The organism is Paraburkholderia sp. EG286A (assembly GCF_040965375.1).
Classification (GTDB): Bacteria; Pseudomonadota; Gammaproteobacteria; order Burkholderiales; family Burkholderiaceae; genus Paraburkholderia.
In genome coordinates this window covers 496,798-508,281 of the sequence record NZ_JBFRCB010000006.1, presented here as the reverse complement: position 1 = coordinate 508,281, position 11,484 = coordinate 496,798, and the positions used below count along the sequence as shown (strand labels likewise).

Genomic DNA, 11,484 nt, shown 5'->3' with positions numbered 1-11,484 from the left:
CGGTCCCGCGCAAGTCGCGAAGCGCGGCGAGCGCATCGCCTGGCCGCCCACGCTCGCGGCCAAGCGCGCCGGGTCGTTGCAGGCGCAACATTTGCGCTTCGCCAGACGCAAGACGGGTTCCGGCGCGCTCCATTGCTTCGTGCTGGACTGCTCGGCTTCGATGCTCGCGCGCGGCCAGCTCGCGCTCGCCAAGGGATTGTTGATCGCGCTGTTCGATCGCGCCCGCGCCGAGCGTGTGGAGGTGGCGCTGATTGCTTTCGGCGGCGCCGGCGCCGAGCTGAGGTTCGGGCCCGCGGTGCCGCGCTGGTGGAACGAGCGCTGGATCGAGCCGATCGGCGGGGGCGGCGGCACGCCGCTCGAAGTGGGCATCGGCCGCGCGGCGCAAGTGCTCGAAACCGCCGCGCGCCGCGATCCGGCGCGCGCGCGTCATCTCTGGCTGTTCAGCGACGGCCGCACGACGCAGTGGCCCGAGCGGCCGCGCCACGCCGACCACGTCACGGTGATCGATTGCGAACTTGGCGCGCTGCGCGTGGGGCGCTGCGAGGCGCTCGCGCGAGCCTGGGCCGGCGAGTGCCTGGACGCTCAGGCATTGCTCGCCTGAACGCGCATTAGCGCATGCTGCCGGTCCAGTACAGCACGTCGTCCTGACGATCGAATACGTAGACTTTCATCGCCATCTGTTCGGCGGGCGTGAGGCGGTCGAGTTCGAGGCCGAGCGTCGCGTGCGCGGGGTCGCCCGTTTCCGCCTGCACGTTGCGGATGATTGCAGTGGTTTCGATCGCCGTCGCGTTGTCGCCCGAGCGCAGCTGGAAGGCCACGCGCAGCCGCTCGCCCACCTTGCCGAGTGCCCACGCGGCGCTCACCGAAAGCCCGAGCGCGCTGATCCCGCGTGCGAGCGCCACGCCGTCATAACCCGCACCTTCCTCGCCGATGCCATAGCGCACGGGAAATTGCGCGCGCACCCGAATCGAGCGGCGTTCGCGCAGGCGGCGGATGTTGGCGGGCTTCGAAAGCACGAGGTAGTCGAGCGGCGACTGGCTGAGCGCATGCACGGTGCATACGAAGCGATAGACGGCCTGGCTCGCAATCGCGACGATCTCCACGTTTTCGCCCGGCGTGATGGCGATGGGGCGGCCGTCGACATAGGGCGTCGTCACGAAGAGTGCCTCGTTGGGCGCGAAGCCGATCAGGCGGCACGGGTGCATCGGTGCGCCGCTCGCGCCCATCTGCGGACGCAGGCCCATCAGCGCGCCGATGGTCAGGTGCATGTCGCGCGTGGTGGCGGCTGGATCGCCGGTGCTGGGCGCATTCGTGGCCGTCGCGCTCTCCGGTGCAGCCTCGAGCCGTTCCCTGTCGCCGCGATGCGGCGCGAAATGCTGGAACAGAAAGTCGCGTTCCGCTTCGCCCATCAGCACCGAGCCGGCGTCGAGCAGCAGGGCGCCGTCGCGATCGACGACGGGCCAGGCGAGCGGCTCGCCGACCGGCAGGGCTTGCGGCGTGAGCGGGGCGGCTTCCGTTGCGGCGTCGGTGGCTTCGGCTTGATCTTCAGTGGTCGGGTTGGTCATCGGCGCAGGGTGGACGGTGAGCGGTTCGCGTTGCGAATGCACTTCGCGGCTTCATCTGGTTTACGGCGCTGCGGCAGGGAAATTGAGTATGTGCCGCGCTTCGAAGGCGGTTTCGCGAGCCGCAGTATGATGGCGCCTGAATGCAATCTGTAATCGGCCGGCAAACAGTTCAAGCGGGATCAACGAAGCGAGCGGAGCAAGAGGAAACGCCTCATGAAGCTCTGGACACGATGTTTGCGAATCCTCCGCCAATGGAATGGGGCGCTCATGCAGTGGGTGGGGAGCCATCCGTTCATTGTCGGCACGATGGGCTCGCTGGTCGGCGCGGCCATCGTCGCCATCGTGCTGTTGGGGCTGATGCAGCAGCGCACCCAGGCCATCGTCAGCACGCAGCACAATTCGGGCGCGCTCGTTGCGCTGATGTCGAACGACCTCGAGGCCAATTTCAGCATCTGCGACCTGTTGCTGCTCGACGCCGCCGAGAGCGCGCGCGACCCGCGCACGCAAAGCCTGCCGCCCGACCTCCGCCGCAAGCTGCTGTTCGGCCGCGTGGCGACCGGCACGTATCTCGACGACGCGTTCTATGCCGACGCGAGCGGCCATATCGTCGAATCGCGCGACGGCCGCGCGTATCCCGGCGTCAATCTCGCAGACCGGGACTATTTCACGGCGCAGCACGAGCGCTCGGTCGGCATGTATATTTCGGACCCGATTCGCTCGCGCACGCGCGAAGGCCAATATTCGATCGCGCTGTCGCGCCGCGTGAACGAGTACGACGGCTCGTTTGGCGGCGTCGTGCTGCTCACGATGCGTCTTGCGTATTTTCAGCAACTGTTCGACCGGCTCGACATCGACCCGAAGGGCAGCGCGTTCATCATGCTCAGCGACGGGACCTTGCTCGCGCACCATCCCTATTCGGACTACGAAGTGGGCGCGCAGATCGGCGAGCTGGACTACATCCAGCCGATGCTGAAAAACAGTGCCGGCTCGTTCATCGCCGTGGGCGAGGCGGACGAGGTCGAACGCATCTATACGTACAAGCGCGTTCCGCACACGTCGCTCGTCGCGGTGGTCGCGCCTTCCGTGGACGGCGCACTCGACGCATGGCGCCACCGCCTGCGGATCTATGCGCCGATGGCGTTGATCTTCGGCGCGCTGATCGCGGCTTCGTCGTGGCTGCTCGCATTTTCGATGCGCACGCGGCTCGCCACGCAAAAGGAATTCGAACGTCTCGCGGTCACCGACGCGCTCACGGGCCTCTTCAACCGGCGCGCACTCGACTTGCGCATCGAATCCGAATGGCAGCATGCGAGACGCGCGGGCGAGCCGCTCTCGGTGCTCTTCATCGACATCGACAAGTTCAAGCTCTTCAACGACTTCTACGGGCATGCCGAGGGCGATAAAGTGCTGGCCGCGGTGGCCCGTGCGATACGCGAGGCCTGCCGCCGCGCGACGGACATGGTGGCGCGCTACGGCGGCGAGGAGTTCGCCGCGGTGCTGCCGGCCACGCCGATCGACGGCGCCGTGAAAATCGCGGAAGCGGTGCGCCAGCAGGTGGCGGCGCTGGGCATCGCGCACGAGCATAGCGAATACGGCACGCTGACCGTGAGCATTGGCTGCGCCACCTGCGTGCCGCACAAGAGCGATGGCGCGCAGGCGCTGCTGCGCGCCGCCGACGCGGAGCTTTACGCCGCGAAGCAGGCGGGGCGCAATCAGGTGAAAGCGCGCGAGTTCGAGGGTGCGCCACCCGACCCGCGCGACTCGCTGCCCACCCTGAAGGCGTAAGTTTCTTTTAGGTATCCTCGCGATACCAGCGCGGCGTGTAAATCCACTCGCTGCCATCGCCGCGAGCGAACCCGCGCGTGGCCGACGACCCGACGATCACCATCGTGCGCATATCGACGTCCGCCGAACGCAGTTCGCCGAGGGTCGTCGCGCGCAGCGTCTCGCCGGGGCGGCCCACGTCGCGGCCCAGCACCACGCGCGTCTGCGGCGCGCGCACGCTGCGCACGATCTCCAGCGCGCGCTCGAGCTGCCAGGGCCGCGCGCGCGAGATGGGGTTGTAGAACGCCATCACGAGATCGGCCTGCGCCGCATGCAGCAGGCGCTTTTCGATCACCGTCCACGGTTTCAGGTTGTCGGAAAGCGAAAGCATGCAGAAGTCGTGGCCGAGCGGCGCGCCGACTTGCGCCGCCGTGGCGAGCGCCGCGGAAACGCCTGGCACGATCGCCAGCTCGACGGCATGCCAGCCGGCGTCACCCGAGCCTTCGAGCGCTTCGAGCACGGCGGCCGCCATGGCGAACACACCGGGGTCGCCCGACGAGACCACGGCCACGCGCCGGCCCTCGCTCGCCATCTCGAACGCGTGGCGGGCGCGCTGCAGTTCTTCGCGGTTGTCGGTGGCGTGGCGCTGCTGGTCCGCGCGAAACGGGCCCGCCATCTCCACATAGGTGGCATAGCCGACGATATCGGTGGCGCTGTCGAGCGCGGCGCGCGCGGCGGGCGTGAGCAGGTCGGCTCGGCCGGGGCCGAGGCCCAGCACCGTGAGCTTGCCGCGCGCGCGGCCCAGCGTGAGCGGGTCGAGCGGCGCGGCCGCGCAGGCGAGGGCGACGCCGTTATCGTTCGGCGCGTAGCGCTCGACATTTGCCGCGAAGTCGAGGGCGGCGAGCGTGGCTTGCGCCGTGTTCTCCGCGCTATCGACGAAGCGCAGCGGCACGCCGAGTTCCGTTGCGGCCTGCGCGAGCGATGCATCGCGCGTGTGCGCAGCAGGGGCGACGAGCGCCGCGAGCGCGAGCGGCGCGAGGCCGTGCGCATCGAGTGCGCGACGCACATCTTCAGCAAGCGCTGCGCGTGGCGCGCCCACGGCCGCGACGATGCTGCGCGGATGAATCACGAGATCGTCGGGACTGCCGTCCCAGGCGTTCGCGCTCACGCGGATGGCATGGCGCGCCGCGACGTCACGCGGCAGATCGACGTTTTCCAGCCACGGTGCCTGGCCGTCCACGCGTGTCGTTGCGCCCGCAAGCAGATCGGAGACGAAGCGCTTGCCTTGCGCGAGACTCGCGAGCGTATAGCCCGCGGGCGGATTGAGCAGGCAGGTGCCGAAGCGCAATTCGCCGCTCGTGGTGATGGCGGGCGCAACCGCGAGCGCCGCGCCGATTTCGCGCGCCATGACGTTCACGCCGGTGAGTCCGCCGAGCAGCGGCACGACGGCGCTGCCGTCCTCGGCGAGCGCGAGCACCGGCGGCTCCGCGCCCTTGTTGGCAAGGAGCGGTGCGAGGCAGCGGATCACGATGCCCGCCGCGCACAGCGCGACGATGGGCAGGCCGCGCGTATAGCATTCGCGCAAATGCGCGCCAAGCTCGCTGAACGCGACATCGCCTGCCACGCGGCCCTGCAGTGCATGGACCTGCGCGCCGGGGTAGAGCGCCTGCACGCGCCGCGCCGTGGCGAGCGCGCCGGGCCCGAGAATGACGATCGCGGGCGGCGTCACGACTGCCATTTCGCCCCCGGCACGACGAGCAGCGAAAAGTAGGGCGAAGCCATCGGATCGACGTCGTCGAGCGGGACGATGCGCTGGTTCGCCATGGTTGCGCGCTCGACATACAGCGCGCGATGCGCGAGGCCCAGTTCGCCCAGCACGCGGCGCACCTTGTCGAAGTTGCGGCCCAGTTTCATGATCACGGCGGCGTCCGCGTCGGCCAGGCGCCGGCGCAATTCGTCCTCGGGCAGCACGCCCGAGAGTACGGCGAGGCTCTGGTTGCGGTAGACGAGCGGCACGCCCAGCACCGCCGCGCCGCCCAGCATCGAGCACACGCCCGGCACGACTTCGGCCTCGTAGTGCGCGGCGAGGCGGTCGTGCAGATACATGTACGAGCCATAGAAGAACGGATCGCCTTCGCAGATCACGGCCACGTCGCGTCCGGCGTCGAGATGGCGCGCAAGCATTTGCGCCGCGCCGTCGTAGAAGTCGGCGATGATCGCTTCGTACGAGAGCGGCGGTTCGAGCGCTTCGGTCGTCACGGGGTACACGAGCGGCAGGCGTTCCTGCTCCGCTTCGAGATGGGCCTCGACGATGCCGAACGCATTGCCTTTCTTGCCCTTCGCGACGAAATACGCGACCACGGGAGCGGCCTTGAGCAGGCGCAGCGCCTTGAGCGTGAGCAGTTCGGGGTCGCCGGGGCCGACGCCAATGCCGTGCAGACGTCCTTTGCGGATCATTTATTCGGTCTCCGAAGCGAGTGCGTTGACGGCGGCGGCGGCCATCGCGCTGCCGCCGCGGCGGCCGTGCACGACGACGAAGGGCACGCCGTGACTTTCGGCTGCGAGTTGCGCCTTGGACTCGGCCGCGCCGACGAAGCCGACGGGAAAGCCGAGGATGAGCGCGGGGCGTGGGGCGCCCGCGGCAATCATGTCGAGCAGATAAAAGAGCGCGGTGGGCGCATTGCCGATCGCAACGACGCTGCCTGCCAGATGCGGCCGCCACAGTTCGAGCGCGGCTGCCGAGCGCGTGTTGCCGACATCGCGCGCGAGATCCGGGACGGCGGGATCGTCGAGCGTGCAGATCACGGCGTTGTCCGCGGGCAAGCGCGCGCGCGTCACGCCATAAGCGACCATTTTCGCGTCGCAGAGAATCGGCGCGCCGCCCGCGAGCGCGTTGCGGCCCGCCGTGCCCGCGCCTGCGGAAAACGCGAGGTCGGCGGCGACGTCGACCATGCCGCATGCGTGGATCACACGCACGGCTAGTTTTTCGAGGTCGGCGGGAATGCGCGAGAGGTCGGCTTCGGCGCGGATCGTCGCGAACGACTCGCGATAGATCGCCTGGCCGTCGCGAATGTAATCAGACATCTTGGGTACTCCGGGGCCGCTGCGCGAGGGCTAGCGCGGCGGCTTCGATCGTCAGGTTGCGCGCGACGAGCCGGCCGAAGCCGCTTTGCGTCTCGTCGCGCTGGTACAGGTCGTAGTGGTCGGGGGCGCTGGCGAGCAACGTGAACGGCGCGCAATGCGCGGCCGCGCAGGAGCGCTCGCAGCCGCTCAGGTGGGCTTCGGCGCCGGGCGGCAGCAGGGCGGCGAGGCGCTGGGCGTCGGCTTTCGTGTCCGCGCGGCTTTTTGCGCATCCCGTCGAGCCGGTGCACGCGATCAGGCGCGCGAGCGGGTTGGCGCGCGAGACGATGAGACCGAGCGCGTGCAGGCGTTCGAGCGCAGCGGGCACGGCGTGCGCGGGCACGTTCGGCAGCAGCACGCCTTGCCATGGCGTCACGCGCAGCGTCGCATCGCCCGAGTCTTCCGCGAGCGCGGCGAGTGCGTGCAGCGTTGGCGCGTCGATACGGCCGAGCGCGGGCTGCGTGCCCACGTAGCCGCGGCCGTCGGCGTGCAGCGCGTGCGCGCCGAGGCGCAGGTCGGCGGGACTCGCCGCGCGGCGCCACGCGTGCAGCGTGGCGTCGTCACGCATCAGCGTGCATTCGCCATGCTGTTGCGCGCGCTGAAGCAGCGCGTCGAGCGAGTGAGCGGCCAGCACGTCGCGCATGCGTGTGGCGTCCGCGCCCGCGAGATCGAGGAACGCATGCAGCAGCGCGCGCATCGATGGGCAAACGTCTTCGGCGCCAAGCGTGCCGACTGGCTGCGCCGTGGGGCAACCCGCGAGGCCCAGCGCGAAGCGCACCGTTGCGCCATGCGGCAGCGCGGCGAGCCAGATGTCGTGCGGATGCTCGAGCATCGCCACACGCTCGCCGCCGTCCAGTTGCAGCGCGAACTTGGGCGAGAGCGCGGCGAAGCGTGGCTCGCGCCGCATCATGTCGATGAGCGCGGCGGCGAGTTCCGTCGTGTCGCACAACGCGTCAGGATCGAGGCCCGCGAGCGGGCTCAGCATCACGTTGCGCAATTCGTCGGCGGCGCAAGCACGCTCGATCGGGCTCGCGGCGTCGATGCCGGTAGGGCCGAGGCCTGCGTCGATCAGCGCGGCGCTCAATGCCGCTTCCTCGCCGGCGCGCACGCCGCGAATCTGCACGTTCGCGCGATTGGTCAGTTCGAGTACGCCGTTCGCGTGTGTCGACGCTGCGTCGGCGAGGGCCCGCGCACGCGCGGCGCTCAGCACGCCGCCAGGCAGACGGATGCGGCACAGGCCGCCGTCGCGCGCCGCGACCACGCGCACGAGCCCCGGGCACGCCGAGGGGCGGAGCACGGCTAATGCGGCAATGGGCGAGACGGGCTTCGTTGCGTGTTTCAAGGCATTATCGGGTAAGCATCACGCTGGAGCGGCGCGTTGCCCGCACGGCAGGCGGGAAACGGCAGCGATATCGGTACACCCCGCCCGATATGGGTTCGCGCGAACAGTCGGCCGGCAGGTCTCCTGGCTCGCAGGTCGTGAACCGCATCGGCCTTCCCGGTAAAACCAGTGGCTCGGGTGGATGCGGTCTCGCTGCTCACAGTCGCGGGGGCGGCCACAGCTTGCTGTGTTCCCTGATTGCGATCCGGAGTTAGCGCTTCAGCGCTTACTCCGGTCCCATGCAAAGCTGCGATCCGGAGTTAGCGCTTCAGCGCTGACTCTGGTCTCACGCAAAGTTGCCTTAACGGCGCCGGCGGACACGGTATTATGCCCGTTTTCGCGCGTGCTCCGCCCCACGATCGGGCTGCGGGCCCGTGGCGGCATAGAGAAACAGGCAACGGCGGGAGAGCGAATGCAGGGCAAGCAGGCATGGCTGACGGTGGTGGGCATCGGCGACGACGGCTACGCGGGGCTCGGGCGCGACGCGCGGCGCGCGCTGTTCGACGCGGCCATCGTGACGGGTGGCGAGCGCCATCTGGCGATGCTGCCCTCGCGCGTGCGTGCACGGCGCGAAGCGTGGCCCCAGCCGTTCAGCGTGGAGGCGCTGCTTGCGTACCGCGAGGCGAATGCGTCCGTCTGCGTGCTCGCGAGCGGCGACCCCATGCTGTTCGGCGTAGGCGCGACGCTCGCGCGCCGCGTGGCGCCAGGTGAAATGCGCGTGCTGCCCGCGCCGTCGTCGCTCTCGCTCGCGGCGGCGCGCATGGGGTGGGCGTTGCAGGATACGGCGATGGTCTCGCTCGTCGGCCGTCCGCTCGATGCGCTGCGCCGCCATCTCTACGCGCGCTCGCGCGTGCTCGCGTTGAGCGCGGACGGCCGCACACCCGCGGCGCTCGCCGCGCTGCTCGCCGAAGCGGGCTTCGGCGCCACGCGTCTTGCGGTGTTCGAGCATCTCGGGGGCCCGCTCGAACGCCGCATCGAAGGCCGCGCCGACGCGTGGCACGTCGAACAAGCCGCGGCGCTCAATCTGGTCGCGTTCGAATGCGAAAGCGATAGTGCGCAGACGCCCGCGCGCGGCTGGACGCTCACGCCCGGCCTTCCCGACGACGCCTTTCGCCACGACGGTCAGATCACGAAGCGCGACGTGCGCGCGCTCACGCTCGCGCGTCTCGCGCCGACGCCCGGCGCGCTGCTGTGGGACGTGGGCGCGGGCAGCGGCTCGATCGGCATCGAGTGGATGCGCTCGCACGCCGCCTGCCGCGCGATCGCGATCGAGGCGCACGCCGAGCGTCAACGCTTCATCGAGCACAATCGCGCGGCGTTGGGCGTGCCGGGTTTGCAACTCGTCGCGGGCCGCGCGCCCGAAGCGCTCGCAGGACTCGCCGCGCCCGACGCGGTCTTCATCGGCGGCGGCGTGACCGTACCCGGCGTGCTGGACGCGTGCTGGGCGGCGCTCGCGAGCGGCGGCCGACTCGTCGCGAACGCGGTGACGTTGCAGAGCGAAGCGGCACTCGTGGCATGGCGCGCGCAGCACGGCGGCACGCTCACGCGCATCGGCATCGGCGAGGCGCAACCGCTGGGCGGCTTCGACACCTGGCGTCAGGCCTTGCCCGTCACGCTTTACGAGGCCGTCAAGCCATGACGGCGCGCATCCTGCTGCTCGGCGGCACCGGCGATGCGCTGGCGATCGCGCGCACGCTCGGCCCGCAGCACGTGTACTCGCTCGCGGGCCTTGGCCGCGTGCCCGCCGATCTCGCCTGCGCGGTGCGAGTGGGCGGCTTTGGCGGGGCAGAAGGGCTCGCGCGCTTTCTCGCCCACGAAAACATCGCACTCGTCTTCGACGCCACGCATCCCTATGCCGCGCAGATCAGCGCCAACGCGGCGCGCGCATGCGTGGCGGCAGACGTGCCGTACTGGGCGCTGCGGCGTGCGCCGTGGCAGCCGCAGCCCGGCGACGACTGGCGCATGGTGAGCGGCTGGGCCGGGGTAGTCGAGGCGATTGCGCCGTTCGCGCGCCCGCTCTTCACGCTCGGGCGCGAGCCGCTCGCGCATCTGGACGAAGTGCCGCCGCAGCAGCACTGGACGATCCGTTGCCTCGAAGCGCATCCCGGCCACGCCCGCGCACACATCATCGATGCGCGCGGGCCGTTCACCGCCGACGGCGAGCGCGCGCTCTTTACCGAGGCGCGCATCGACGTCGTGGTCAGCAAGAACAGCGGCGGCGCCGCGACCGAAGCGAAGCTCGCCGTCGCGCGCGAACTGGGCTTGCCCGTGGTGATGATGCAGCGCCCGCCGCTGCCCGACGCGCAACGTGAATTCACGTCGGCGCAAGCGGCAATCGACGCGCTCGCGAACCCTGTTTAGCGGAGTTTTCACGCATGACCGTTTTCTTCATCGGCGCGGGGCCGGGCGATCCTGAACTGATCACCGTGAAGGGCCAGCGCCTCGTGCGCAGCTGCCCCGTCATTCTCTACGCGGGCTCGCTCGTGCCGCCCGCCGTGCTGGAAGGCCACCGCGCGCATAAGGTGGTGGACACGGCGCCGCTCACGCTCGACGAGATCGTCGCGCTGCTCGAAAACGCGCATGCCCAGGGCTTCGACGTGGCGCGCGTGCATTCGGGCGACCCGTCGCTCTATGGCGCGATCGGCGAGCAGATCCGGCGCTTGCGCATGCTCGGTATTCCTTATGAAGTCGTGCCCGGCGTGACCGCGGCCGCTGCGTGCGCGGCGGCGCTCGGCAGCGAACTCACGCTGCCGGGCATTTCGCAGACGCTCATCCTGACGCGCTACGCCACGAAAACGTCGATGCCCGAAGGCGAGCAGCTAGGCGACCTCGCGCGGCACAAGGCGACGCTCGCGATTCACCTGGGCGTGCGCCATATCGCGCGCATCGTCGAGGAATTGCGGCCGCATTACGGCGAAGATTGCCCGGTCGCGGTGATCTATCGCGCGAGCTGGCCCGACGAGGAACGCGTAACGGGCACGCTCGCGGATATCGCGCAGAAGGTGCTGGCGACGGATATCGAGCGTACGGCGCTCATTCTCGTGGGGCGCGTGCTCGCGGCGGAGGGATTTGCGGATTCGACGCTTTACGGGACGCAGAAGCGCCAGGACTAAGAAAGCGCGCGCAAGTGCGCCCGCAGCTTGTCCACCTCGCCCTCGGCGAACTCCTTTTCGATTTCCTCATGCGTTTGCTGCCATAGCGGAAATGCCGCGTTGAGCAGCCGATGCCCCTCGTCCGTGAGGCTCAGCAAGCGGCTGCGCTTGTCTTCCGGGTCCTGCTCGATCACGACGAGACCGCGCCGCTCCAGTGGCTTGAGCGCGGCCGTGAGCGTGGTGCGGTCCATGGCCAGCAGCGACGCCACGTCTTTCATGCCGGGCGGATGCGGCCGGTTCAGCGACATCAGCAGCGAAAACTGCCCGTTCGTGAGATCGAGCGGCCGCAGCACGTCGTCGAAAATGCGCGCGAGATTGCGTGCCGCCCGCTGCATATGCAGACACAGGCAGCAATCGCGCACCAATAGCGTGGTTTCGAAGGGAAGTTTCTTTGCGCGTGCCATGTTGCAATTATGTTGATATCAACCTATGCTGTCAAGGCCGGATGGGCGACATGCCGTTGCTCCCGTTTTCAGACCAGCAACCAGACCAGCAGTTGGAG

The 11,484-nt window shown here is 69.4% G+C and carries 11 protein-coding genes and 1 riboswitch; of the genes, 5 read left to right on the top strand and 6 right to left on the bottom strand.

The features are described 5' to 3' along the window. Nucleotides 1-91: 91 nt before the first annotated feature. Nucleotides 92-601: a VWA domain-containing protein gene (locus AB4Y35_RS29335; protein ID WP_368707121.1), complete on the top strand. Its 510-nt coding sequence runs from the start codon at nucleotides 92-94 to the stop codon at nucleotides 599-601. Nucleotides 602-608: 7 nt separating this feature from the next. On the opposite strand, the gene AB4Y35_RS29330 is transcribed toward AB4Y35_RS29335, so the two are convergent. After that, nucleotides 609-1,607 carry a flagellar brake protein gene (locus AB4Y35_RS29330; RefSeq protein WP_368707120.1) on the bottom strand — a complete coding sequence of 333 codons (999 nt, stop codon included), beginning with the start codon at nucleotides 1,605-1,607 and terminating at the stop codon, nucleotides 609-611. A 192-nt stretch (nucleotides 1,608-1,799) separates the two neighbouring features. Between AB4Y35_RS29330 and AB4Y35_RS29325 the strand changes: the two genes are divergently transcribed. Beyond that, nucleotides 1,800-3,350, top strand: coding sequence for a diguanylate cyclase (locus AB4Y35_RS29325; RefSeq protein ID WP_368707119.1), 1,551 nt, complete (start codon nucleotides 1,800-1,802; stop codon nucleotides 3,348-3,350). A gap of 7 nt (nucleotides 3,351-3,357) precedes the next feature. On the opposite strand, the gene cobJ is transcribed toward AB4Y35_RS29325, so the two are convergent. The 4 genes from cobJ to cobG are packed head-to-tail and all read right to left on the bottom strand — an operon-like array spanning nucleotide 3,358 to nucleotide 7,791. Continuing rightward, nucleotides 3,358-5,067: a precorrin-3B C(17)-methyltransferase gene (gene cobJ / locus AB4Y35_RS29320; RefSeq protein ID WP_368707118.1), complete on the bottom strand. Its 1,710-nt coding sequence runs from the start codon at nucleotides 5,065-5,067 to the stop codon at nucleotides 3,358-3,360. Next, entirely contained in the window at nucleotides 5,055-5,786 is a 732-nt protein-coding gene (locus AB4Y35_RS29315; protein ID WP_342922563.1) for a precorrin-2 C(20)-methyltransferase, read from the bottom strand. The genes cobJ and AB4Y35_RS29315 overlap by 13 nt, the downstream gene beginning before the upstream one ends. After that, entirely contained in the window at nucleotides 5,787-6,413 is a 627-nt protein-coding gene (locus AB4Y35_RS29310; RefSeq protein WP_368707117.1) for a precorrin-8X methylmutase, read from the bottom strand. It abuts the gene before it with no gap. Then, a complete protein-coding gene (gene cobG, locus AB4Y35_RS29305; RefSeq protein WP_368707116.1) occupies nucleotides 6,406-7,791 on the bottom strand; it encodes a precorrin-3B synthase in 1,386 nt (461 codons plus the stop codon). The genes AB4Y35_RS29310 and cobG overlap by 8 nt, the downstream gene beginning before the upstream one ends. Before the next feature lie 95 nt (nucleotides 7,792-7,886). Next, nucleotides 7,887-8,075: riboswitch (cobalamin riboswitch) on the bottom strand. Between the two features lie 167 nt (nucleotides 8,076-8,242). Here cobG and cbiE point away from each other — a divergent pair. The 3 genes from cbiE to cobM are packed head-to-tail and all read left to right on the top strand — an operon-like array spanning nucleotide 8,243 to nucleotide 10,943. Then, nucleotides 8,243-9,469, top strand: a complete 1,227-nt coding sequence (cbiE, locus tag AB4Y35_RS29300) for a precorrin-6y C5,15-methyltransferase (decarboxylating) subunit CbiE (protein ID WP_368707115.1) — start codon at nucleotides 8,243-8,245, stop codon at nucleotides 9,467-9,469. After that, nucleotides 9,466-10,191, top strand: a complete 726-nt coding sequence (locus AB4Y35_RS29295; protein WP_368707114.1) for a cobalt-precorrin-6A reductase — start codon at nucleotides 9,466-9,468, stop codon at nucleotides 10,189-10,191. The genes cbiE and AB4Y35_RS29295 overlap by 4 nt, the downstream gene beginning before the upstream one ends. Nucleotides 10,192-10,205: 14 nt before the next feature. Then, complete coding sequence (cobM, locus tag AB4Y35_RS29290) at nucleotides 10,206-10,943, top strand: precorrin-4 C(11)-methyltransferase (protein ID WP_368707113.1); 738 nt, start codon at nucleotides 10,206-10,208, stop codon at nucleotides 10,941-10,943. Here cobM and AB4Y35_RS29285 read toward each other — a convergent pair. Beyond that, nucleotides 10,940-11,386: a MarR family winged helix-turn-helix transcriptional regulator gene (locus tag AB4Y35_RS29285; protein ID WP_069266231.1), complete on the bottom strand. Its 447-nt coding sequence runs from the start codon at nucleotides 11,384-11,386 to the stop codon at nucleotides 10,940-10,942. The two genes, cobM and AB4Y35_RS29285, sit on opposite strands and share 4 nt — an antisense overlap. Between the last annotated feature and the right edge of the window lie 98 nt (nucleotides 11,387-11,484).